Below are 26,603 nucleotides of genomic sequence, written 5' to 3' on the forward strand. Positions count from 1 at the left end.
TTAAACACCTTCTTTCCATACTTTATATCCGTTTGTTATAGGCATTCTTCTATCTTTCCCAAAACTTCTTTCCGTTAGTTTTATTCCAGGTGCAGCTTGCCTTCTTTTATATTCATTTAAATCTACTAATCTAATTACAAATTTAACTAAATTTTTATCATAATTATCTTCAACTATTTCATCAAAAGACATTTCTCTATCTATATATCTAAAAAGTATTGCATCGAGTGTATCATAATCTGGTAAAGAATCTTGATCTTTTTGATCTGGACGTAATTCAGCAGAAGGAGCCTTTGTAAATATGTTTTTTGGTATGATTTCTGATTTATGTAATTCATTATATTTTTCAGCAACTTTGTATACTTCCGTTTTATATAAGTCCTTTATTGGAGAAAAACCACCAGCCATATCTCCATAAAGAGTAGAATATCCAACTGCAGATTCACTTTTATTTCCAGTTGCTAAAACCATATAACCAAATTTATTTGAAAATGCCATATTTATAACGCCTCTAATTCTTGCCTGTATGTTTTCTTCTGTTGTGTTAAATTCTGTTCCTTCAAAATCTTTATTTAACTTTTCCATGAATGAATCAAAAATATCCTTTATAGGTACTATTGTTGTCTTTATTCCAAGATTTTCTGCAAGTGCTTTTGAATCATCTATACTTCCTTCAGAAGAATATTGAGATGGCATCATTATACCAAAAACATTATCTTTTCCAAGTGCATCAACGGCTATTGATGCAACTATTGCGGAATCCATCCCACCACTTAATCCTAGAACTACTTTTGAAAAACCATTCTTTTTAACATAATCTTTTATTCCACATTTTATAGCCATGTACATTTGTGTATAAATATCTGGAAGATTTTCATTTTTTTGATCTAATTTTTCTTTTTTGCATACTTCATGATTTATACTTTTTATTTTAATATTATTGTAAACACTATTATTATAATGTTTCCTCTTTCCTTCTCTTAAATTTGCTCTTGTTGTTTCATAAGGATCTACATCATAATATAGAATAGTTTCTTCAAACAAAGGTGCTTGTTGCATTATTTCTCCATAAGGATTTAATATAGCACTTCCTCCATCAAAAACAACCTCATCTTGTCCACCTATGAGATTACAGTAAGCAATCCAACAAGAAAGTTCAGATGCTCTGGTTTTTAACATTTCCAACTTTGAACTCTGTTTCCCTTTAAAAAATGGTGATGCAGAAAGATTTAATATTATATTTGCACCATTTTGTGCAAGAGCTAAAGCAGGGCCATTTGGAACCCATATATCTTCACAAATAGTAATTCCAATTTTTATATCATTAAATTCAATCATTGTAGGTGTATTCCCTGCAATAAAATATCTCTTTTCATCAAAAACTGAATAGTTTGGTAAAAACATCTTTTTGTATTTAGATATTAATTGACCATTGTATACAATAAAAGCTGAATTATATGTTTCTACATCCCAATCTACTGCTCCAAATGCAATTAAAATATTTTTATTTTTTGAATATTCAATTATTTTATTTATATAGAGTTTAGATTTTTTTAAATATTGAGTTTTTAAAATTAAATCTTCTGGAGGATATCCATTTAAGGTTAATTCTGGAAAAATTATTATATCTGATTTATTGTTATGTGCTTCTTCAATAGAAGTTATAATTTTTTTGTAATTTTCTTCATAATTTCCAACGATTTGATTTATTTGAGAAATTGCAATTCTTACTCTCATTATTCACCTCTAAACATATTTTGAAATTTTTTATTTATTTTTTCTGAAATTATTCTATTTTTAATTATTAAAATATATTCATCATTTTTTGCTCTTGCTCTATAAGTATAATTATAACTTCCAATTATTAATGTTTTTGAATCTATTACTATAATTTTTGCATGTATATCATTTCTTTTTTTTAACTCAATTCCTTTCATATATTTAATAGAAGATAAATATTTTTCATTCCAATCATCATATAATATTTTTATTTTTATATTTTTTGATGAAATCTTTTCTAATTCTTTTAGTAAAAAAGGATCCGTAAATGAAAAAGTAAAAATATTTATAGATTTTTTTGCTGTGTTTAATTCTTTAATAATTTTTTTATAGATTGTTTCTGATGGGGAGGTTATAAATTCTACATTTCCAAATTCTTTTGAATTTATTTTTTTATCAATTTTTTCTTTTTTTATTCCATATAAACCTCTTTTAAAATTATTTAATTCTAAATTGAATAAATTAACTATTTTTATATCTTTAGTATAAATAAAAACATTGAAATCATTTTTAAGACCACTTTCAGTAAAATTTCCAGTCCCAAATAATATACTCTTATTGTCAAATATCATAAATTTTTCATGTAAATAGCCATCTTTATTTTTATCTAGAATTATCATAGGAGAATTATTTAAAGTACTTTCAGCATATATCGTATAGTTTTTATCTTTTAATTTTGATAAAATTTCTTTATTTATAGTTAAAGTAACTACCTCTATGTTATTTGAAGAATCAATTTTATTTTTAACAAAATCTTGTAATATTTCTCCAGAGTAAAAAATTTGAGTATAAGAATTTATGGCAATTAATAGAAAAAAAACATTAAACTTTAATTTCTTCATATTCATCAGGTATTTCATAAGTTATTCTTCCCAATTTTCCATCTGAAATTTCTTTAAGCCATGTTTTTAATCCTCTTTGATAATCTCCAATTCCACCTTTTTTTAAAAAATTTCTTTTTTTTGCAAAATTTTCAATAAACTCATAAGCATTTTCAAGTTTACTTCCATTCTCAACAGAATTTTCTAAAATTTTTGGATTATTTTCTTTTAGATAATCAAAAGCAAAGAAAGCTGCATCATCTGCTTCATCATCTTCTGCCTTTAAACAACCAGCTAAAATTAATTTATATGCTATTGATTTATTGTATAGTTCAGGAAATAATATACCTGGAGTATCCATTATTTTTGTTTTTGAATCTACATTTATCCATTGAACTCCACGTGTTATTCCTGGAGTATTACCAACAGAAGTTGTTTTTTTACCCTTTAAACTATTTATAAATGTTGATTTACCAACATTTGGAGCACCAACCACAAGAGCTCTACGTTCATTAAATTTTTCTGGAATTTCATTAGCAATATTTTTTTTCAAAAAATTTTTTATGTTTATGCTTTTTAAACTTACAGTTTTCACTATGTATCCTTTATTTTCATAAATTTTAATCCATTTTTTTGTTTTTTCAATTTCACATATATCGTATTTATTAAAAATTATAATTTTTTTCTTATCTCTAAATAAACTAGCATATTCATAAGCTCTACTTGAATATGGTATTCTTGAATCTACTAATTCAATTACTGCACTAACTGCTTTTATGTTATCTTTTATTGCTCTTTTTGTTTTAGCTATATGACCTGGGTACCACATTATTTTTCCTCCACATATTTTTTTATGTCTTCATATTCGACGACATATCCTTTTGGCATAGATGTTTTTTGCCTATTAAATTCAATTTGTATAATCTTATCTAATTTTTTTAACAATAAATTATAACCTAAATAAGTTCCAACTAAGAATGCAATAGTGTAACCATATCCCATACCATTTATTCCATAAATATTTAAAATTATTGGTGTACTTATTAAATTTATTAAAAATGTCATAAAATGTAAATAAATTACTTCTTTTCTAAAATCAAAGTATAAAAGTAATAAGGTTATCATTAAGTATACACCATTTAAAAATGCGCCAACAACTGCAATTCTTAATATAAGGCTTGAAATAGTAACCATTCCCATTATATCAAGTATTTCATTTATCAAAAATAATATAACAGTTATAATTAATTGAAATTTTATAACCATTGAAATATTTGATTTCATTTCTGTAATCATATCTTTTTTGGCATATTCAATTTCTGTATAAGAGCCACCTTCTATTATTGTATTATAAAAAGTTTTATATTTTTTATAAAAATAAGTTTCTAAAACTAAAACAAACATAGCCATAGTTGGAATTGTACTAAAATAAGCTACAAACATTGGTGAGTCATAAATAAAAGAAAGTCTAAAGCCTTGTATATTTTTAAAACCTCTTCCATAGTTTGAATACCAAGTCATTAAATCATCAATCCAAAGAGCAAAATAGTAAAAAGTTCCAATTAATAAGTTTGTCCAATACTTTTTAAATCCATTAAACCAAGTGAAATCAAAGTTAAAAGAAAAGCCAAAATTGTTTCCAATTATATAAAGCATATAAGATGATCCAGCAGATATTCCAAGTCCATATCCAAATATACTACCTGAATATCCATAATTATATCCAAATATAAATGCAAATATTAAACTTGAAAATCCTGAAATAGCAAAACCTATCAAATACTTACCATAATCATCTGTTGAAACAGCTGAAACAGCCGAAATCCATAATGTACACAGAGAAACAAGCAAGTATATAAATGAAAGTTTAAAGTCTAAAGGTGAATTTGGATTGAATATAAAAAATATAATTGCTAAAAAAGAAGCTATTATATTGGTAAAAAATATAATATTTAAAGTATCAGAAAATATATTATCATATTTTTTTAAATAAATATTATCTGATATGACTCTTGAAATAACCATTAATACTCCACCAGTAATTAATGTTGAAAAAACGAAGCTATAAACTAATGCAACACTAAAATAATCATTGATTATTTTTTCAAAAGCATTTGTTTTTATAAGTGAAATTCCAAAAAAATTAGATATATTAGCTATAATTTTAAATGCACTCAAAAAAAAGTTTTTAGATAATAATAAATAAAGTGTAAAAGATGTAATTATCCAAGGACCAGCAGAAATTATAGTTGAATATGTAAAGGCAAGTATATTTCCTGATATACTTTCATTTTGCATCATTCTATTTAACTTAAAGCCTATTCCTGCCATTTTTCCACCACCATCTTATAAGCATTTCTATAATTTTCTAACATTTGGGGTAAATTATATTTTTTTTCGACTCTTTTTTTACCGATAATAGAAGCATTTTTATAAAATTTTTCATCTTCAAAAATATTTATTATTTTTTTAGCCATATCCATAAAATCTTTTGATTTAACAATATAACCACATTTACCTTCTACATCATCTACTCCGCTTCCATTTATTATTTCAGAACATGCGCCAACATCTGTAGCTATACAAGGAATACCAACAGACATAGCTTCTAAAAGTACTAAAGGTTGTCCTTCACTAACACTGGATAATAATACTAAATCTAATTTTGAATACCATTCTAAAACATTTACATTTCCAGTAAATTCAACTATACCTTCCAATTCTAAAACATTAATCATTTCTAAACATTCATTGAAATAATCTGGTTCTTCATCTGTAGGTCCAAGTACATAAAATTTTATTTTTATACTTTCACTAACTACCTTTATAGCTTTTAATGCTGTTTTTATATCTTTTATTTCTACAACTCTTCCAACAAGACCTATTGTAAATATATCGTTTTTTATTTTTTGTATAGAAGCAAATTTTTTATAGTCAACACCATTTGGGATTAGTTCGAGTTTAGAATGATCATAACATAACTCTTTTTCAACCTGTTGATTTTTATAAAATAATGTTGTTACAAGAGAAGCACTATTATAAGTTAAAGCACTTATTGTATTAAACAATTTAATCCAAGACATTCTATATTCATCTTTAACCCATTTTGATCTAAGAAGTTCAAGTTGCCTTTCTCTATGATAAATTCCATGTTCAGTTATTATAAAAGGTTTTTTATAACGTAAAGAAGCCATTAATGCAATTAATCCAGCATATCCAGTAGTAACTGAATGATAAACATCGCATTCTGGTATATCTATAGTAAGTGAATTTAAAAAAGGTATTAACATTGAACGAGTATTCCAATAATAATAATTAAAATTTTCATAAGGTATAAATTTTTTATACATACTTAAAATTGCATCCCAATAAGAATTCATTTGAAACATTTTTGTAAAGTCAATATTGTTATTTCTTTTTAAAATTTCATAAAGCTTACTACTCATATATTTTTCTTCAAAAGGATAAATTATGTTATCTGAAATTTCTTTTACAATAGAATCAGTTAATGGAGGTTTATTATAAGTATAATCTGAAAAGATAAAAAATTCAAAAAAATCTTTTATGTTTTTTGAAAATTTATATTTTGGTAATCTTCTTTCAGGATTTGCTCCTACATGTATAACTGTAAATTCTATGTCATCTAAACCACTCATTAAAGTTTTTCCCCATGAAGAAACACCACCTCTAACATATGGAAATGTTCCTTCAAATAAGATTCCTACTCTCAACATTAATCACCACTCAATATATTTTTAAAAGATTCATAAAGATTATCTTGAATATTATTTTTTGCTTTTAGTAAAAAATCCTCTTTTAATTCTTTAACTTCTTTATTATAAAACTTTAAATAAATTAAAAATTCCCCTTTTTCTTTCCAAGAGAGTTTTTTATATAAAAATTTTAGTATATTTTCATCTTGAGATGATATAGCAATTTCTTTTAATAAAATATTTTTTTGTTCTGATGTATAATAATTGTATCCATCCATTAAATATGATATATTTAATTTAAAAAAGTTTATTAATTTTATATCTGTTTCTTCAATTTCTGCACTTATATCTTCTAAAAATCCCTTGAATTTTTCTTTTTTTATATATATTAATATATTTCTATATTCTTTTAATGTTTGAATATACTTAGCACTATACCTTTCAACATTTCTTTGAGAAGTCATGCTGTTTTCTAATTTTTTAATAAGATTTTCATGATTGTTTTTATCTTGCATTAAAGTAACTTCATCACGAGATAAAATACTTGCTTCTCTTGCTGTTAAATTAGGTTTAAGATTTTTACCCGTTAATGCAATTACTAATATAATTATAATCATAAGTATAAAGGTTAAATTTTTAGGTTTTAATATAAAAATTAAAATTTTATCTTTATAATCTTTTTTCACAATATTCCCCCCGATTCAAAAAGATATTGAATAACTTCATTTTCTGTTTTGTAATCATTTTTAATAAAAATATTAGCAAATTTTTTCAAAACAGAATAATTTCTATACTTTATTGATGTTATTATTAATAATTCTAATAAATTTTGAACAGGAAAGTTATTATAAAAATCTTCTATAATTAATAGAGAATTTTCTCCTGAAAGTTCAACAAAAAAAACATATTGTTCTATTAAATCGACTCTTGTTGGAAAAAGATTTATTTTATTTTTTAATAGTTTTTTTGCATTTAATAACATTCTTTTTTTTATGTTACCTCCAACCATTCCAGATAAAAGATAATATTTTATATAATTTGTATAGGATATGATGTTATTAGGAGAATCTAATTTTTTCTTCAAACTTTCTATTTTTCTTATAAAAAAATTTTCTAACTCTGTCATAGCATCTGAAGCATACATTACAACATCAGGATGATCATCTTCTTGAAGAGTTTTTAAAACATTTAAGCTTTCACTTACATTTATTTTTTCAGATTTTATTAATTCTACTAAAAGTCTTACACTAGATTTTTTTTGAGTTGTATCTCCATATTTAGATAAAACAGAAAGAGGTGTTGTATCAACAACATCTGTTTTTATACTTTTTGATATAGAATAAATAGGTTTTTCAATTTTATATTCAACATATTTTTTTTCTTTTTGTAAAATACTAAAAACTTTTATTAAAGGAAAATAAGGAAAAAATAGAAAAAGTGCTAAAATTTCAAGTAACTTTATACCAGAAATAATATAAAATATAAAGTACATTGAAAAGAAAATAAAAAAAACTGTATTAAAATCTCTTTCAAAAAAGAATATTAATGACATAAAACCAAATACAAAAGATATCAATAACAATGATACTTTTAAGTTTTTATTCACTATAAGATCCCCTTTCAAGGATTTCAACATCATCTCCATATATATCCTTAAATCTTTCTATAATTTTTTCAAGACCTATTTTATCACAAATACCAAATATAAATTGAAGTTTTTCATTTTCTTCACCTTCAAAAACTATATCCATAGCTCTTTTAGAACTTATTATTTTTTTTCTTATTTTGAGATTTACTTTTATTTTTAAATAAGAAAATGGCATTTTAAATTTATTCCATCTAGTTAAATAATCTTCAAGAAATTTTTCATAATAATTATTTTTAATAGTACCATCCTCATTTTTCATAACAACTTCTAATTCTTTATTTATAGCTAACGAAGATGAAAGCATTGAAGATAACCAATCTGAAACGATTCTTAAATAAGATTCTGTATTTTTATTTAATTTATTAACATCAATATTTTCAACAACTACTAATCCTATTATTTTATCCAAACTTTTAATTACAGAAACCATTGAAGGTTCAAAATCTATTTTTGATTCTTCATCTGTTAAAAACATAACATTTATATTTGCTACATCATTTTTAATTGCATATTTAATAACAATTGAATCATCTGGCATTAAAGAATTTCTCAATAAACCTTTTCCTTTTCTTACCTTTAGGCGTAAAAAACCATTTTGTTCAAGATTATAAATTGAAACAGTTTCTGCACCTATAAAATTAGAAATTAATTCTACACCTTCATTATAGACATCTTCTAATTTATTTATATGAACATTTCTAAGTTTTTCAACGAGCATTGAAACACCTTTATCTTCAATGGTTAATTTTTCTTTTAAATTATCAATAGCATTTTGATGTTCTTCAATTAATTTATTTAAGTCATCTATTATTTGCTCTCTTTCTTTAACTTGATTTTTTAAATTCAAACTTCTTATATTTTCTATATCTTTTAAAATTCCAAAAATAAAAGCCATTATTAAATATATTATAGGATATTTAAAAAGATCTAATTTATCTAATGATTTACTTATTTCATCAATCGACCCATAATATGTTAAAATAGATATAAACATATAAATTATATTTATAAATGCATCAATAAAACCAAATACTGTTCCATACCTTGAAGCAGCATAAATAACTATAATTAAATAAGGATTAGGAAAAATATCAACATAAGCTGCGCTACTTTTTATAAAAAATAAATCAATAAATAATAATATGGTTGAAAGCACAATAATTTCAAAAAAAAGATAGTAATTTTTCTTAATAATATCACCCCCATTATGAATATTTTAACACAAAATTTAAGGAGGAAACAACTTGAAATATAACATTAAAGTTAATATTCCAAATGGAATAGAACCAGTAGAAATTTTAGGTGTTCACAACAATAAAGTAAGATATATCAAAAAATATTTTGATGTTGAAATAAAGTATGAAAACTTAAATATTTTGATAAATTCTAATAAGAAAGAAGAACTTAAAACTGTAGAAAAAATAATAAAGGAAGTTTTAGATGTAATATTATTAAAAAAAACTATTGAATGGAGTGAATTTATATATATAGTATCTAAACAAGTTCAAAAAAACAGTATGTCAATGAAAAATATAGTTAATACTACAATAAATGGAGTTAAAATTTCTGCAAAAACAGAAGGACAAGCAAAATATATAGAAAATTTAAAAAAATATGATATGCTTTTTTCAATTGGACCAGCAGGTACTGGAAAAACATATCTTGCAGTTGCAATGGCAGTTAAAAGCTTAAAGATGGGAGAAGTACAAAGAATAATTTTAACAAGACCTGCAGTTGAAGCTGGAGAAAAATTAGGATTTTTACCAGGAACACTTTATGATAAAATTGATCCATATTTAAAACCCTTATACGATTCTTTAATGGACTTTATAGGAACAGAAAATTTAATTCAATATAAAGAAAAAGGTATAATTGAAATAGTACCACTTGCATATATGAGAGGAAGAACCTTAAATAATTCTTATGTTATATTAGATGAAGCGCAAAATTCAACTTATCAACAAATGAAAATGTTTTTAACGAGAATTGGATTTAATTCTAAAGTTGTAGTTACAGGAGATATAACACAAATAGATTTAGAAAAGAAAAAAGAATCAGGACTTCTTGCTATAACAAAAATATTAAAAGACATTGAAGAGATAAAAATAACTTATTTAAATAAAAACGATGTAGTTAGAAACCCAATGGTGAAAAAAATAATTCAGGCATATGAAATATATGAAAACAAAAAGGAGAATTAAAATGATTAAATTAATAAAATTTTTAAAATTATCCGAAATAAAAATTCCTAATTATAGAGAACAAATATTTAGAGGTTTATTATTTATATTTTTATCTATTATAGCTGAATTTTTTTTATGGAAACAAATAACTTTTAGTTTTCAAATTATTTTTAATACAGTTTTTCTATCATTATGGATCTTTGTAATAGAGTTAATTATGAGCTATAAAAGGCTTTTTAAATTGCATAGAAAAAATTATTGGGGAGCTTTTTTAACTCCGCTAATTATAAATATTTTAATAAATTTGTTTATTTTTAAATATGTAAATATTTTTGCAGTCTCTGGAATATTAAGTACATTAATGATAACAATGTTAATTGATTTTGAATCGGGTATTATATCAGCTATAACTTTTTCTATATTTTTTGGAGGGATTTTTGGATTTGATATAAAATATATGATACTTTTATTTATTCCATCAGCCATTGTAGCATATTTTTCAAAAGGAATAAATAGAAGAGTAGAAATAATTTTTCCTTTTTTTATTTCAAGTATAATACAAATATTATTGACTTATATATTTAAATATAAACATACTACAGAAGATATTTTTTTACTTATTGGAAGCAACTTCATAAATACACTTATAACAATGGGGATTTTACCTTTTATTGAATATATTACTCGTGTATATTCAAATATAGGCTTACTTGAATTAGGTAATTTAAATAATCCTTTATTAAAAAAATTAACCTTGAGAGCTCCAGGTACTTATTATCATAGTATGATTATTTCTAATATTGCTGAAAGTGCAGCTGAAGCTATTGGAGGTAATTCAACTCTTGCAAGAGTTGGATCATACTTTCATGATATAGGAAAAATTTGGAAACCCATTTATTTTACAGAAAATCAAAAATCTGAAAACCCACACAATAATATTTCACCAAAATTGAGCTCATTAATTTTAAATAATCATATAGTATATGGTATTGAATTAGCTAAAAAAAACAGATTACCAATTTTAATTGAAGATATGATAGCTCAACATCAAGGAACACGTATAAAACAATACTTTTTTAAAAAGTATTATGATGAAACAGGAATATATGATAAAGAAATGTTTAAGTACCCAGGACCTATTCCTCAATTTAAGGAAAGTGCTATATTGATGTTTTGTGATGTAACAGAAGCAATGAGTAGATCTTTAAAAGAAATTACACCATCTATTTTAAATGAAAAATTAGATAAATTACTTGAATCATTATTTGCAGAAGGACAATTAGATGATTGTGGATTAACATTAAGAGAATTTAAAAAAATGAAAGGACAAATAATAAGAACTATGCTTGAAATGAATCATAAAAGAATTAAATATCCAAAAATAGAAGTTGACAAATTAAGGAGTTGAACTTGATGAAAATAAATATAATAAATGAACAAGAAAAAATTATAAATGAAGAATTAATAAAACATATAACAAAGTATATTATAGAAAAAGAATTTAAAGATGGAGACTTTGAATTAAATATATTAATTACAAAAAATGAGAGAATAAAAGAGTATAATGAAAATTATAGGCATAAAACAGGACCAACTGACGTTCTTTCATTTGAATACGGTTTGAATGAACAAATAATCGGTGATATAGTTATATCGACTGAACAGATAGAAAAACAAGCACCTACCTTTAATAATACATTTGAAGAAGAATTTTATTATAATATTATACATGGAATTTTACACATACTTGGATATGATCATGAGACAAATGAAGAAGACAAAAAAATAATGTTTGAAAAACAAGATAAATATTTTAAAAAATTAGTAGAAAGGGGCGAGTAATTTTGTCGATAGTTAGACCTTTTAAAGGATTAAGACCAACAGGAGAAAAAGTTGAAAGTTTTGCATGTCCACCTTATGATGTTTTAGAAGATTCAGAAGTAAAAGAAATTGTTTCAAAAAAACCAGAAAGCTTTTTAAAAGTTACAAGAGCAGAAGTTGAATTCCCTGAAGGTACAGATCCTCACTCTGATGAAGTTTATAAAAGAGCAGGAGAAAATCTAAAAAACTTTGAAAAAGAAGGTATAATATTTCAAGATGAAACTCCAGCATATTATCTTTATAGAGAAACTTGGAGAGGTCAATCTCAAACAGGATTGTTTGCAACTGTATCTGTTGATGAATATGATAAAGGATTAATAAAAAAGCACGAACTAACAAGACAAGATAAAGAAGACGATAGAACAAGACATATAACATTATTAGGTGCTCAAAGTGGACCAGTTTTTTTAACCTTTAAATCAAAAGAAACTATAAAAAATATTTTATCTGAAATGTTAGAAAAATATGACAAAGAATATGATTTAACAGATGAAAATGAAGTAAGGCATGAATTATGGGTAGTAAATAATGAAGAAGACGTTAAAAAAATTCAAGAATCATTTTCAGATATAGAAAAATTATACATAGCAGATGGACATCATAGAGCAGCAGCAGCATCAAGAACTCAAAAATTAATGAAAGAAAAAAATTCTAATCATGTAGGTAATGAAGAATACAATTATTTCCTTGCAGCAATTTTCCCACATGATGAATTAAGAGTATTAGATTACAATAGAGTTGTGAAAGATTTAAATGGCTTAAGTAAAGATGAATTTATTGAAAAAATTTCTGAAAATTTCGAAATTACAGAAACAAAAGAAACACCTTACTCTCCAAAAGAATTACATACATATGGTATGTACTTAGATAAAAAATGGTATATACTAAAACCAAAAACAGTTGATGAAAGTGATCCAGTAAAAGCTTTAGATGTATATATACTTCAAAACTATCTTTTAGACCCTATTTTAGGAATTAAAAACCCAAGAAAAGATTCAAGAATACACTTTCTTGGAGGAATAAGAGGAATAGGTGTACTTGAAGAATGGGTAGATAATAAAGATTGGAAAGTTGCTTTTTCAATGCATCCAACACCTCTCGAACAATTAATAGATGTAGCAGATGCTGATAAAGTTATGCCACCAAAATCAACATGGTTTGAACCAAAATTACGTTCAGGACTAGTTATTCATAAAATATGATATAATAATTAATACAGGGCTTGCCCTGTATTAATTTTATGGAGGTATATTATGAAAAGTTATACATTTAATTTAAAAGAAAAATCCGAAAAAATAAATACAATAAAAAATAAAGAAACCTTTGATTTTTCCGAATTTAGAAATTTCAATCATGACTCTTATGGCTTTAAAAGAGAATGGAAAACTCTTTCTTCTCATAATGACGTAGAATACGTAAAAAGAATAATTAATCCACATTATCCTTATATGTTATCTAGTTATAAAGATATACCTCAAAAAAATTCTAAATACTCTAATTATTTAATTTATATGGATTTTGGAAAATACAAATACGAAAAAAATTTTATAGAATTTTTTGATTTAGAATTAGATATAATAATAACAAAAGATTTAAAGTATACTCTTTTAGATATGGATGAATTATTAGAATCTTTTTTAAAAAGGAAAATTCCTTTTTTTGAATTAGAAACAGTTTTAATAAATATGGAAAAATTAATGAATGATTTTAATAAATATGGACCTTTAAATACATTAAAAGAACTTTATAATAAAAAAGTAATTGAATGGCTAATTGACTAAAAAATCATTCATTAAAAACATTCATTTTATTATTAATTCTTTTAAATATTTTCCAGTATAACTTTTTTGATTTTTAATTATTTCTTGTGGAGTACCAACTGCAATTATTTCACCACCATCTTCTCCACCTTCTGGTCCTAAATCTATTATATAATCAGCATTTTTTATTATATCTAAATTATGTTCTATTATTATTACAGTATTACCTTTTTCAACCAATAAATTTAAAACTGAAATTAATTTTCTAACATCTTCAAAATGAAGTCCCGTTGTTGGTTCATCTAAAATATAGATAGTTCTTCCTGTATCTCTTTTTTTCAATTCTGAAGTTAACTTTATTCTTTGAGCTTCTCCCCCAGACAATGTAGTTGCAGGTTGTCCTAATTTTATATATCCAAGTCCAACCTCTTGTAATAAATTTAAAGTTTTCTTTATTGAAGAGATATTTTTAAAAAAGTCTGCTGCTTCATCTACAGTCATATTCAAAATATCAGAAATATTTTTCCCCTTATAAGTTACTTTTAAAGTTTCTTTGTTATATCTTTTACCTTTACATACATCGCAAGTAACATACACATCAGATAAAAATTGCATATCTATTTTTATTACACCATGACCAGCACAAGCTTCACAACGACCACCTTTCACATTAAAACTAAACCTTCCCTTTGTATATCCACGAATTCTTGCTTCAGGTGTTTGAGAAAAAACATCTCTAATAGTATCAAAAATTTTTGTATAAGTTGCAGGATTACTTCTTGGTGTTCTGCCAATGGGCGACTGATCAATAGAAATTATATTATCTAAATTTTCAAGGCCAATAATATCTTTAAAATCTCCGTGCCTTGCTCTTGTTTTTCTCAATTTTTTTAAAAGAGCAGGATATAATGTATCCATTATTAAAGAAGACTTTCCTGAACCAGAAACACCTGTAACTACAACTAATTTTCCTAAAGGAATTTCAACATCTATATCTTTTAAATTGTTGTGCTTGGCTCCAAGTATTTTTATACTTTTATTTAAGTCAACTCTATTTTTTTCAAAAATTTCAACCTTTCTCTTTCCAGAAACATATTGAGCTGTTAAAGATTTTCCTGGAGCATTAAGAACTCTTTTTGTACTACCTTGATAAACAACCTCACCACCATTTACACCTGCTTTTGGTCCTAGATCAACAAGATAATCAGAAGATTTTATTACTTCTTCATCGTGTTCTACTATAATTACTGTATTTCCTAAATCTTTTAATTTTTTTAAAGTTTTTATTAATCTATCATTATCTCTTGAATGAAGACCTATAGTAGGTTCATCCAAAACATAAGTAACTCCTGTTAAACCTGATCCAATTTGAGTTGCAAGCCTTACTCTTTGAGATTCACCGCCAGATAAAGTACTTGAAGTTCTTGAAAGAGATATATACCCAAGGCCAACATCAACTAAAAATGTAACTCTTTTTTTTATTTCTAAAAGAAGCTCATCGATTATTTCTTTTTCAAAATCAGAAAATTCTAATTTATTCAATAAATTATTTAATTTATTTAAAGGCATATTCGTTATATCATGTAAATTATATTTACCAATTCTAACATTTAAAGCATCTTTATTTAATCTTTTTCCATTACATGAATTACAAGTTCTTTGAACCATAACATTATTTTCCATCCAAGAACGCATATCAGGAGATTCTGTTTGTTTATAACGCCTCTCATACCACTTCAAAAGACCTTCAAATTTTCTTTTAAAAACATAATGTTTTCCATTTTCAGTAGATACATCAAAGGATATTTTTTCTTTTGTACCATACATAAGCTTGTTTAAAACTTCTTCAGGAAGTTCTGAAAGCTTTTTGTTTGAAGCTTCACCATAAAACTCTATTATTTGCTTCATCATTTCAGCCATATAAGTATCTTTTCCCATAGTTAAAATTGCACCTTCATCTATTGATTTATTAAAGTCAAAAACATATGAAGGTTCAACTTCTAATTTAAATCCTAATCCATGACATTCAGTACACGCTCCATGCGGACTATTAAATGAAAATAATTTTGGAGTTATTTCGGGAAAACTATATCCGCATTTTGGACAAGCAAGCATTTCACTAAAATCCATTGATTTTAAAGTTTTTTCGTCAATATTCATTTCTCTTATATTAACGAAACCATTTCCTTCTTTTAAAGCTAATTCAATACTTTCATATAATCTTTCAAAATTATCTTTCTTTAGCTTCATTCTATCTATCAATAAGTTTATATTATGTCTCTTTGTTTTTTTTAGTTCTGTTAAATCTTCTAATTCATATAAAATTCCATCAACTTCAACCTTTTTATATCCAGAAAGTTTCATACTTTCTATTTCTTTTTTAAATTCTCCCTTTTTTTCTTTGGCAATTGGAGAAAAAATATATATTCTCGAATCTTCTTCAAAATTAATATAAATATTATCAACTATTTCATCAACAGTTGAACGTTCAAGTTTTGTTCCACAAGATGGACAATAAGCCTTTCCTACTCTTGCAAATAAAACTCTTATATAATCATAAATTTCAGTTACTGTACCAACTGTTGAACGTGGATTATGACTCACTGATTTTTGTTCTATTGCTATTGCAGGTGAAAGTCCTTCAATAGATTCAACATCTGGTTTGTTTAAATTACCCAAAAACTGTCTTGCATAAGAAGAAACAGATTCTAAATATCGTCTTTGTCCTTCAGCATATATTGTATTCATGGCAAGAGTTGACTTTCCAGAACCAGATAAACCACTTATTACAGTTATTTTGTTTTTTGGAATTTTTACATCTATATTTTTTAAATTATGTTCTCGGGCACCTCTTACATTTATAAAATCCATAAAATTACCTCCAAAATAAAAAAGTATACTTATATATATATTATATCATAAAAATAAAAAAAGTGGTGGCAAAAGCCACCATAAAATTGGGTTTAATCGGGGTACATTGTTACATATATTTTTCCATTATATTCTCCTGATTTTATATCATAAAACTCTTTATTTTTATAAGAAAACCTATACTCTATATTTGAATTATAAACTCCCTTTCTTAAAATAAAATCTATTGATTTATTTGAATTAAATTTATACTCATGATATCTATCTTTTAAATAAAAATTTCCAGGGCCATCATAATCAGTAGTTATTTTCAAATTAAAATTCACATTTGAATACATATACAATTTAACTTTATCTTTAAATACTTTATCTTTATCTTTATCATCTTTATCATAATTTATAGTTGTATTCAGTCCCCAAGGACAAGTTTTATCATAAATAACTTGCATCATAAAATATCTACAAGGTTTTATCTTAACTCTCACAGATATTTGACCAGGTTTTATATTTGGAACTGTTGGAGTTATTGGAACTAATGGATTTACAAAACATATACTAAAAATATTTATTATTATAAACATATAAATTGTAACAAGTAGTTTTTTCATTTTTCATCTCCTCATATGAACTTCTAAAATATTATAACAAAAAAAAATAAAAAACTACTAAAAATTTACTAAAAAAATGCTAAAAATTTTAAATTAAACTCAAATACTTATCTCCAGAATCAGGAGAAATAGTTACTATTCTTGAATTTTCATTCATGTTTTCTAAAACTCTCAAAGAAGCAACTACATTAGCAGCAGATGAAATACCTAAAAACAACCCTTCTTCTTTTGCCAATCTCTTTTTCATTTCAAAAGCTTCATCATCTTCTACTTGTACTATATTATCAATTAAAGAAATATCTAAATTTCTTGGAATAAAACCAGCTCCAATACCTTGAATATTATGCTTTCCTGGATTATTTCCAGATATAACAGAAGAATTTTTTGGTTCTACTGCTACTATTTTAACACAATTTTGGAAATATTTTCTCAATACTCTTCCAACTCCGCTTATAGTTCCTCCAGTACCAACTCCAGCAACAAATGCATCCATATTAAAGCTCATTTGTTTCAATATTTCTGGTCCAGTTGTTAATTCATGAGATAGTGGATTATTTGGATTTTCAAATTGATTTGGCATAAAAGCATCATATTCTTTTGTTAAACTTATTGCTTTATCAATAGCTCCTTTCATACCTTTTTCTGCAGGAGTTAAAACTAATTCAGCACCATAAGCTTTCAAAACTTTTCTTCTTTCTATGCTCATACTTTCAGGCATAGTTAGAATTACTCTATACCCTTTGCTTTTTCCTATTGCTGCAAGAGCAATACCAGTATTTCCACTTGTTGGCTCTATAATAACTTTATTTTTTAAGTTCCCAGACTTTTCAGCTTCACTTATCATAAAATAAGCTGGTCTATCTTTAACACTACCTGCCACATTATTTTTTTCTAATTTAATAAATATTTTTCCAGGATCAATTATATTTGAAAGAGTTATTAATGGTGTAGTACCTATCGCATTTATAATCATATTATCATCTCCTATATCACAAAGTTTGTATTTTCAGAAAGAGCAAACATCTTTGATGCATTGCAATTAAACTTTTTAATCTTTGCAGGAATACCAACAACTAAACTTTTTCTTGGTATATCCATTAAAACAACTGAATTTGAACCAATAACAACATCATCTCCAATTATTATATTACCAAGAACCTTTGCACCAGCTCCAATAGTTACATTTTTACCTATTTCAGGATGTCGTTTGCCTTTCATAACCTTTTTGGCTCCTAAAGTAACTCCATGATATATTAAAGTACCACTACCAATCTTTGCAGTTTCACCAATGACAACACCTATACCATGATCTATAACAACTCCAGCATCTATTTGTGCTGATGGATGTATATCCATTGAATACAATATCTTTGACAAAACATACAGTGGATAAGATAAAATATAAATCTTATATTTATGAAAAAAACTATAAAATCTATAAGAAATTAACCCATGTAAAGATGTTGATATAAAAAATATTTTTAATTTAGAAGTTGCTATTGGATCTTTCTTTATAAATTCATTCAAATCTTTGTTTATTGATCTAAAAATGTGAAAAAAATCCTTAATTATTTTAATCATGCATATACGCCTCCAATATTTGATTTTTAATTATTTTACATAAAAAATCAACAGACGTATATTGAGGAATTATGAAACAACTTTAAATATTTTAAACTAAAATGCACCCCATTTCTTTCACCACCTATTTTATCGTATTTAAAATATTATAGATTATAATTGTTAAATAAAAGTGTTTACGAATGTAAACACTTTTATTTGTTGTGATTAAAGGATATTTTTTTAGTTAAAAATGATAAAAGAATTTAAAGCGAAAAGTAATAGGTTATAATTAATATGGTATAATAAACATAGAATTAAAGTTTTTGGAATATTATAAAAAATACATGTTTTGGAGGTATAAAAATGTCAAGCACAGCTCAAAGAGCAGAATTACAATCTCAAATATGGAAAATAGCTAATGATGTCCGTGGTTCAGTAGATGGATGGGATTTTAAACAATATGTTTTGGGAACTCTTTTTTATCGTTTTATTAGTGAAAATTTTGCCAACTATATTGAAGGTGACGATGAAAATATAAATTATGCTGAATTATCTGACGATGTTATTACTCCAGAAATTAAAGATGATGCAATTAAAACAAAGGGTTATTTTATATATCCTAGTCAATTATTTATTAATATTGCTAAAACAGCCAATACAAATGAAAATTTAAATACGGATTTGGCTGATATATTTTCATCAATAGAAAATTCTGCAAATGGTTATCCATCAGAATTGGATATTAAAGGACTTTTTGCTGATTTTGATACAACAAGTAATAGGTTAGGAAATACAGTTAAGGATAAAAATAGTCGTTTAGCAGCTGTAATTAAAGGTGTAGCAGAATTAAACTTTGGAAAATTTGAAGAGAATAATATTGACCTTTTTGGTGACGCATATGAATTTTTAATATCTAATTATGCTGCTAATGCAGGAAAATCAGGAGGAGAGTTTTTTACTCCTCAATGTGTATCTAAACTTATAGCAAAATTAGCAACTCATAAACAAGAAACTATTAATAAAATTTATGATCCTGCTTGTGGTTCAGGTTCATTATTATTACAAGCAAAAAAACAATTTGATGAGCATATTATTCAAGAAGGTTTTTATGGTCAAGAAATTAATCATACAACTTATAATCTTGCTCGTATGAATATGTTTTTACATAATATAAATTATGATAAATTTAATATTGCTTTAGGAAATACTTTAATAGACCCACAGTTTGAGGATGAAAAACCTTTTGATGCAATTGTGTCTAATCCACCTTATTCAATAAAATGGATTGGAAAAGATGACCCAACTCTTATTAATGACGAAAGATTTGCACCTGCTGGAGTATTAGCACCAAAATCTAAAGCTGATTTTGCTTTTATTCTTCATTCACTACATTATTTATCTAGTAAAGGGCGTGCTGCTATAGTTACTTTCCCAGGTATATTTTATCGTGGAGGAGTGGAGAAAAAAATAAGACAATATTTAGTTGATAATAATTTTGTAGAAACTGTTATTTCATTAGCTCCAAACTTATTTTTTGGAACTTCTATAGCTGTTAATATTTTAGTTTTATCTAAACACAAAACAGATAATAAAATTCAGTTTATTGATGTTAGTGGAGAAGATTTTTATAAAAAAGAAACTAATAATAATAAACTTACAGATGAACATATTGAAAAAATTATTGAAACGTTTGATAGTAAAGAAGATATTAAACATATTTCAAAATCTGTTGATTATGAAAAAATAGTTGAAGAAGATTATACTCTATCTGTTAGTTCTTATGTTGAACCAAAAGACACAAGAGAAGTTATTGATATAAAAGAATTAAATAAAGAGATAAAAAGTACAGTAGAAAAGATAGACAAATTGCGATCTGAAATTGATAAGATTGTAGAGGAAATAGAAGCATAAGCGTACCCCATCTAAATCTCCCCCTTAATAAAGGGGAGACTTTAAAAGATGTTCCCTCCCTTTTACAAAGGAGAGGACTAGAGTGGAGTGATTTTTTTATGAGGAGAGAGGTTTTAAAGTGGAAGATTTAATAAAAACAGTTAATATAAAAGATACCATTTTTACCTTTCGAGGTAAACAAGTGATGATAGATAGAGATTTGGCAAGTTTATACCAAGCAGAAACAAAAAGAATAAATGAACAAGTTAAAAGAAATATAGAAAGATTCCCTAATGATTTTAGATTTCAATTAACTTCTAATGAAAAAAATGAACTGGTCGCAAAATGCGACCGGCTTGAAAATTTAAAACATTCCTCTTCATTACCTTATGCCTTTACAGAACAAGGTGTATCAATGTTAAGTGCTGTTTTAAAAAGTAAAGTAGCTGTAGAAGTAAGTGTAAATATAATGAGAGCTTTTGTAGAAATGAAACAAATAATGTTATCAAATGCTTCTCTTTTTCAAAGAATTGACCGAACAGAGAAAATATTACTAGAACATAAAGAGAAATTTGAAAAAATTTTTAAATATTTAGAAGGTGATAAACCTCCTATTCAAAGAGTGTTTTTTGATGGAGAGATTTGGGATGCTTATGAGTTTATAAACAAATTATTACGAAGTGCCAAAAAAGAGGTAACTTTGATAGATAATTATATTGATGACACTGTTTTAACTCTTCTAAAAGAGTATCCAAAATTAACTGTTACAATTATCACAAAAAAGATAGATAAAAAATTAAATCTTGATTTAGAGAAATATAATTCTCAGTATAAAAATCTAAAAGTGAAAACTTCTAATAAATACCATGATAGATTTTTGATAATTGATGAGATGGTCTATCATATTGGGGAAAGCTTAAAAGATTTAGGTAAGAAAGTTTTTGGCTTTAGTAAGATGAATATAGATAAAGAATTATTGGGGGTTGAAAATGATTAAAAAGAATTTTATGGAAAAGTTGCTTAATGGAGTTGAGGTTGAGTGGAGGACGTTGGAGGAAGTGGCTGAATTAAAACGAGGTAGAGTTATGTCAAAAACTTACTTAGCTGAAAATGCTGGCGATTATCCTGTATATAGTTCTCAGACTTTGAATAATGGAATGATAGGTAAAATTACCTCTTATGATTTTGATGGCGAGTATATTAATTGGACAACTGATGGTGCTAATGCCGGCACAGTATTTCATCGTAATGGAAAATTCTCTATTACAAATGTGTGTGGTCTTATAACAATTAAGAATGAAAAAAAATTAAGTTATAAATTCTTATATTTTTGGTTGTCAATTGAAGCTAAAAAATATGTTTACTCGGGGATGGGTAACCCAAAGTTAATGAGTAATCAAATGGCAAAAGTAAAAATCCCAATCCCACCCCTACACGTCCAAAAGGAGATAGTCCGTATCTTGGATACCTTTACAGAGCTTACAGCAGAGCTTACAGCAGAGCTTACAGCTCGTAAGAAGCAATATGAGTATTATCGTGATAAGTTGCTTACACCTATAGAAGATAATGGTAAATGGTTCTTAAATGGCAAAGAGGTGGAGTGGAAGAAAATTGAAGACATATTTTATTTAAAAAACGGATATACTCCTTCAAAATCTAAAAAAGAATATTGGAAAAATGGAGATATCCCTTGGTTTAGAATGGAAGATTTAAGAAAAAATGGGAATATTCTTAATAATTCAATACAACATGTTCACAAAAGTGGAATAAAAGGGAATTTATTTCCTGCTAATTCTATTATAATGGCGACAACTGCAACAATAGGTGAACATGCTCTTGTAACCGTTGATTACTTGAGTAATCAACGGTTCACAAATTTCACTTTAAAAGATGAGCTTTGTGAAAGATTATGTATGAAATTTGTTTATTATTATTTTTTTATTATTGATGAGAAAGCAAAACAATCAGTTAATAAGTCAAGTTTTCCTAGCGTGCAAATGGGGCAATTAAGAAAATGGGAAATCCCAATCCCACCATTAGAAAAACAAAAAGAGATTGTGGAAATTTTAGATAAATTTGAGGCTTTAACAACCTCAATTTCAGAAGGTTTACCTCGTGAAATAGAGTTGCGTCAAAAACAATATGAATATTATAGAAATATGCTTCTTAATTTTCCAGGGCTAAGGTGGAATAAAGGAGGGAACAATAAATATGACTAACTATAAACCAATAGCAGAATCAAATAACTTTATAGTTTTAGATAAATACAAAAAAATAGAGCAAGATGGTACAGGTTATCAAACAGAACCTGATTTAGAGCGAGAACTTATTCAAGATTTAGAAAATCAAGGATACGACTATCTAAAAGACTTAACAACTCCTGAAAAAATGCTTGCTAATGTTAGATTACAATTAGAAACATTAAATAAAGTAAAATTTTCAGAAGGTGAATGGCTTCGTTTTGTAGAAGAATATTTAGATAAACCTAGTGATAATATTATAGATAAAACACGTAAAATACACAATGATTATATTTATGATTTTGTATTTGACGATGGACATATTCAAAATATTTATTTAGTAAATAAAAAGACTATTTCAAAAAATAAATTACAAGTAATTTCTCAGTTTGAACAAACAGGAACTCATAAAAATAGATATGATGTAACTATTTTAGTAAATGGTTTACCTTTGGTGCAAATAGAACTTAAAAAACGTGGGGTTGCTATTCGTGAAGCTTTTAATCAAATTCATAGATATAGTAAAGAAAGCTTTAATTCTGAAAACTCTTTGTTTAAGTATTTACAGCTTTTTGTTATTTCTAATGGTACAGATAGTCGTTATTTTGCAAATACAACTAAAAGAGATAAAAATAGTTTTGACTTTACTATGAACTGGGCAAAGTCAGATAACTCTTTAATTAAAGATTTAAAAGACTTTACTGCTACATTTTTTCAAAAAAACACTATATTAAAAATATTATTACATTATTCAGTTTTTGATACAAATGATACTTTGTTAATTATGAGACCTTATCAAATAGCTGCTACAGAAAGAATTTTATGGAAAATAAAGAGTTCTCATTTAGCAAAAAAATGGAGTACTACTGAAAGTGGTGGATATATTTGGCATACTACAGGTTCTGGGAAAACTCTGACAAGTTTTAAAGCTGCTCGTTTAGCTACTGAATTAGATTTTATAGATAAAGTATTTTTTGTTGTAGATAGAAAAGATTTAGATTATCAAACTATGAAAGAATATCAGCGTTTTTCTCCTGATAGTGTTAACGGATCAGAAAATACAGCAGGTTTAAAACGTAACATTGAAAAAGATGATAATAAAATTATTGTAACTACAATTCAAAAACTAAATAACCTTATAAAAAAAGAATCAGATTTGTCTATATATAATAAACAAGTTGTATTTATTTTTGATGAAGCACATCGTTCTCAATTTGGAGAAGCTCAAAAAAATATTAAAAAGAAATTTAAAAAATTTTATCAATTTGGATTTACTGGTACACCAATTTTTCCTGAAAATGCTTTAGGATCTGAGACTACTGCATCAGTATTTGGTAGAGAATTACATTCTTATGTAATTACTCACGCAATAAGAGATGAAAAAGTTTTAAAATTTAAGGTAGATTATAATAATGTCCGTCCTAAATTTAAGAATTTAGAAACAGAACAAGACGAGAAAAAATTATCAGCAGCAGAAAATAAAGAAGCTTTATTACATCCCGAAAGAATTAAAGAAATTTCAGAGTATATACTTAAAAATTTCAAAATAAAAACACATCGAAACGCAAGTGGAAAAGGATTTAATGCGATGTTTGCAGTAAGTAGTGTAGATGCAGCAAAACTTTATTATGAATCATTGAATAATTTACAGAAAGGAAGCAATAAACCTTTAAAAATAGCTACAATATTTTCATTTGCTGCTAATGAAGATCAAAATTCTATAGGTGAAATTATTGATGAAACTTTTGAACCATCTGCAATGGATAGTAGTGCAAAAGAATTTTTAACATTAGCAATTAATGATTATAATGCTATGTTTAAAACTAATTATAGTGTAGATAGTAAGCAATTTCAAAACTATTACCGTGATTTATCTAATAGAGTCAAAAGAAAAGAAATTGACCTTTTGATTGTTGTAGGAATGTTTTTAACTGGATTTGATGCACCTATGCTAAACACATTATTTGTTGATAAAAATCTACGTTATCATGGATTAATACAGGCTTTTTCAAGAACTAATCGTATTTATGATTCTACTAAAACATTTGGAAACATTGTTACTTTTAGAGATTTAGAAAAAGCAACTATAGATGCAATAACTCTTTTTGGTAAGGAAAATACTAAAAATATTATTTTAGAAAAAAGTTATAAGGAATATATGGAAGGATTTACTGATATAATTACCGGAAAAGCTCGACGTGGATATATAGATATAGTAAAAGAGTTACAAGAGCGTTTTCCAAATGTTGAAAATATAACTACTGAAGAAGATAAAAAAGAATTTGTTAAACTTTTTGGAGAATATTTAAAAATTGAAAATATACTACAAAACTATGATGATTTTACTAAGTTAAAAGAGTTACAGTCAACAGATAATAACTTTTATATAAATGAAGAAGATGCATCAGATTTTTATGTAAGTGAAGAAAATATACCTTATGTACAAAATATTAAAATTCCAGAAGAAAGAGTTATTCAAGATTATCGTTCAACTTATAATGATATTCGAGATTGGCTTCACTCTGAAAGAGTTGAGAAAGCAAAAGAATCCTCTTCTGTTGATTGGGATGACGTTGTTTTTGAAGTAGAACTTTTAAAGTCAAAAGAAATAAATTTAGATTATATTCTTGAACTGATATTTGAAAAAAATAAAAAAACAAAAGATAAAAAGTTATTAGTTGAGGATATAAAACGTTTAATTCGTTCTAGTGTTGGAAATAGAGCTAAAGAAAGTTTAATAGTTAACTTTATTAATAATAATGATTTAGACGAGATTCAAGATAAAGCTAGCATTATTGATTCCTTTTTCTTATTTGCTCAAAAAGAACAGAAACGTGAAGCAGAAAAATTAATTAATACAGAAAAACTTAATGAAGAAGCTGCAAAAAGATATATCTTAAATTCACTAAAAAAAGAATATGCTAGTGAAAATGGGACTGAACTTAATAGTATTCTACCTAAAATGAGTCCTCTTAATCCACAATATTTAACAAAAAAACAAAGTGTTTTTCAAAAAATTGCTGCATTTGTAGAAAAGTTTAAAGGTATAGGAGGGAAAATTTAATTTAAATTAAATAAATATATTTTTAGCCAATTGAAAGGATATTATAGAATCCCCTTCGACAGGCTCAGGGAGCAAAAATCCGATCATCGAGCTTGTCGAAATGACTCCTACCCTTCGACTGGCTCAGGGAGCAAAAATCCGGTCATTGAGCTTGTCGAAATGACTCTCACCCTTCGACTGGCTCAAGGAGCAAAAATCCGATCATTGAGCTTGTCGAAAAATGACTCCCACCCTTCGACTGGCTCAGGGAGCAAAAATCCGGTCATTGAGCTTGTCGAAAAATGACTCCCACCCTTCGACTGGCTCAGGGAGCAAAAATCCGATCATTGAGCTTGTCGAAATGTCACACACACTTTGACTGGCTCAGGGAGCAAAAATCCGGTCATTGAGCTTGTCGAAATGACTCCCACCCTTCGACTGGCTCAGGGAGCAAAAATCCGGTCATTGAGCTTGTCGAAATGACTCTCACCCTTCGACAAGCTCAGGGAGCAAAAATCCGATCATTGAGCTTGTCGAAAAATGACTCCCACCCTTCGACTGGCTCAGGGAGCAAAAATCCGATCATTGAGCTTGTCGAAATGA

At 26.1% G+C, this 26,603-nt stretch carries 21 protein-coding genes; 9 read left to right on the forward strand and 12 right to left on the reverse strand.

All coding sequences use genetic code 11. The annotated features are described in order from the left end of the window. The 8 genes from IGS63_RS10245 to IGS63_RS10280 are packed head-to-tail and all read right to left on the reverse strand — an operon-like array spanning position 1 to position 9,117. Complete coding sequence (locus IGS63_RS10245; RefSeq protein WP_190614708.1) at positions 1 to 1,737, reverse strand: NAD+ synthase; 1,737 nt, start codon at positions 1,735 to 1,737, stop codon at positions 1 to 3. Next, a complete protein-coding gene (locus IGS63_RS10250; protein ID WP_190614709.1) occupies positions 1,737 to 2,639 on the reverse strand; it encodes a phospholipase D-like domain-containing protein in 903 nt (300 codons plus the stop codon). Before IGS63_RS10250 ends, IGS63_RS10245 begins: the two co-directional genes overlap by 1 nt. Further along, the gene (gene ylqF, locus IGS63_RS10255; protein ID WP_190614710.1) at positions 2,602 to 3,429 is read right to left on the reverse strand and encodes a ribosome biogenesis GTPase YlqF; all 828 of its coding nucleotides are present in this window, start codon (positions 3,427 to 3,429) and stop codon (positions 2,602 to 2,604) included. Before ylqF ends, IGS63_RS10250 begins: the two co-directional genes overlap by 38 nt. After that, complete coding sequence (gene pelG, locus IGS63_RS10260) at positions 3,429 to 4,931, reverse strand: exopolysaccharide Pel transporter PelG (protein WP_190614711.1); 1,503 nt, start codon at positions 4,929 to 4,931, stop codon at positions 3,429 to 3,431. The genes ylqF and pelG overlap by 1 nt, the downstream gene beginning before the upstream one ends. Then, complete coding sequence (pelF, locus tag IGS63_RS10265; RefSeq protein ID WP_232521223.1) at positions 4,919 to 6,334, reverse strand: GT4 family glycosyltransferase PelF; 1,416 nt, start codon at positions 6,332 to 6,334, stop codon at positions 4,919 to 4,921. Before pelF ends, pelG begins: the two co-directional genes overlap by 13 nt. Next, positions 6,334 to 6,999, reverse strand: coding sequence for a hypothetical protein (locus tag IGS63_RS10270; protein ID WP_190614712.1), 666 nt, complete (start codon positions 6,997 to 6,999; stop codon positions 6,334 to 6,336). Before IGS63_RS10270 ends, pelF begins: the two co-directional genes overlap by 1 nt. Continuing rightward, complete coding sequence (locus tag IGS63_RS10275) at positions 6,996 to 7,919, reverse strand: hypothetical protein (protein ID WP_190614713.1); 924 nt, start codon at positions 7,917 to 7,919, stop codon at positions 6,996 to 6,998. The genes IGS63_RS10270 and IGS63_RS10275 overlap by 4 nt, the downstream gene beginning before the upstream one ends. Next, the gene (locus IGS63_RS10280; protein WP_190614714.1) at positions 7,912 to 9,117 is read right to left on the reverse strand and encodes a hypothetical protein; all 1,206 of its coding nucleotides are present in this window, start codon (positions 9,115 to 9,117) and stop codon (positions 7,912 to 7,914) included. Before IGS63_RS10280 ends, IGS63_RS10275 begins: the two co-directional genes overlap by 8 nt. 88 nt (positions 9,118 to 9,205) lie before the next feature. Here IGS63_RS10280 and IGS63_RS10285 point away from each other — a divergent pair, with 88 nt between their 5' ends. The 5 genes from IGS63_RS10285 to IGS63_RS10305 are packed head-to-tail and all read left to right on the forward strand — an operon-like array spanning position 9,206 to position 13,806. Beyond that, positions 9,206 to 10,162, forward strand: coding sequence for a PhoH family protein (locus IGS63_RS10285; protein ID WP_232521225.1), 957 nt, complete (start codon positions 9,206 to 9,208; stop codon positions 10,160 to 10,162). A 1-nt stretch (position 10,163) separates the two neighbouring features. Then, entirely contained in the window at positions 10,164 to 11,552 is a 1,389-nt protein-coding gene (locus IGS63_RS10290) for an HDIG domain-containing metalloprotein (protein ID WP_232521227.1), read from the forward strand. A 5-nt stretch (positions 11,553 to 11,557) separates the two neighbouring features. Further along, positions 11,558 to 11,986: an rRNA maturation RNase YbeY gene (ybeY, locus tag IGS63_RS10295; protein ID WP_190614723.1), complete on the forward strand. Its 429-nt coding sequence runs from the start codon at positions 11,558 to 11,560 to the stop codon at positions 11,984 to 11,986. Positions 11,987 to 11,988: 2 nt separating this feature from the next. Continuing rightward, entirely contained in the window at positions 11,989 to 13,227 is a 1,239-nt protein-coding gene (locus tag IGS63_RS10300; RefSeq protein ID WP_190614725.1) for a DUF1015 domain-containing protein, read from the forward strand. A gap of 51 nt (positions 13,228 to 13,278) precedes the next feature. Then, entirely contained in the window at positions 13,279 to 13,806 is a 528-nt protein-coding gene (locus IGS63_RS10305) for a DUF402 domain-containing protein (protein WP_190614727.1), read from the forward strand. Between the two features lie 21 nt (positions 13,807 to 13,827). On the opposite strand, the gene uvrA is transcribed toward IGS63_RS10305, so the two are convergent. The 4 genes from uvrA to epsC form a co-directional block, all read right to left on the reverse strand. Continuing rightward, positions 13,828 to 16,656 carry an excinuclease ABC subunit UvrA gene (uvrA, locus tag IGS63_RS10310; RefSeq protein WP_190614729.1) on the reverse strand — a complete coding sequence of 943 codons (2,829 nt, stop codon included), beginning with the start codon at positions 16,654 to 16,656 and terminating at the stop codon, positions 13,828 to 13,830. A gap of 92 nt (positions 16,657 to 16,748) precedes the next feature. Then, positions 16,749 to 17,264 (reverse strand): hypothetical protein, encoded by a 516-nt coding sequence (locus IGS63_RS10315; RefSeq protein WP_190614731.1) that lies wholly within the window; start codon positions 17,262 to 17,264, stop codon positions 16,749 to 16,751. An 88-nt stretch (positions 17,265 to 17,352) separates the two neighbouring features. Beyond that, entirely contained in the window at positions 17,353 to 18,237 is an 885-nt protein-coding gene (gene cysK, locus IGS63_RS10320) for a cysteine synthase A (protein ID WP_190614733.1), read from the reverse strand. Positions 18,238 to 18,248: 11 nt separating this feature from the next. Further along, positions 18,249 to 18,845, reverse strand: coding sequence for a serine O-acetyltransferase EpsC (epsC, locus tag IGS63_RS10325; RefSeq protein ID WP_190614735.1), 597 nt, complete (start codon positions 18,843 to 18,845; stop codon positions 18,249 to 18,251). A 345-nt stretch (positions 18,846 to 19,190) separates the two neighbouring features. Between epsC and IGS63_RS10330 the strand changes: the two genes are divergently transcribed. The 4 genes from IGS63_RS10330 to IGS63_RS10345 all read left to right on the forward strand — a co-directional run bounded on the left by IGS63_RS10330 (position 19,191) and on the right by IGS63_RS10345 (position 26,021). Next, complete coding sequence (locus tag IGS63_RS10330; protein ID WP_190614736.1) at positions 19,191 to 20,738, forward strand: type I restriction-modification system subunit M; 1,548 nt, start codon at positions 19,191 to 19,193, stop codon at positions 20,736 to 20,738. Between the two features lie 118 nt (positions 20,739 to 20,856). Beyond that, a complete protein-coding gene (locus IGS63_RS10335) occupies positions 20,857 to 21,714 on the forward strand; it encodes an ORF6N domain-containing protein (protein ID WP_190614738.1) in 858 nt (285 codons plus the stop codon). After that, positions 21,707 to 22,936, forward strand: a complete 1,230-nt coding sequence (locus tag IGS63_RS10340) for a restriction endonuclease subunit S (protein WP_190614740.1) — start codon at positions 21,707 to 21,709, stop codon at positions 22,934 to 22,936. The genes IGS63_RS10335 and IGS63_RS10340 overlap by 8 nt, the downstream gene beginning before the upstream one ends. Continuing rightward, positions 22,929 to 26,021, forward strand: coding sequence for a type I restriction endonuclease subunit R (locus IGS63_RS10345; protein ID WP_190614745.1), 3,093 nt, complete (start codon positions 22,929 to 22,931; stop codon positions 26,019 to 26,021). The genes IGS63_RS10340 and IGS63_RS10345 overlap by 8 nt, the downstream gene beginning before the upstream one ends. Positions 26,022 to 26,603 lie beyond the last annotated feature (582 nt).

Source organism: Tepiditoga spiralis (assembly GCF_014701195.1).
GTDB lineage: Bacteria > Thermotogota > Thermotogae > Petrotogales > Petrotogaceae > Tepiditoga > Tepiditoga spiralis.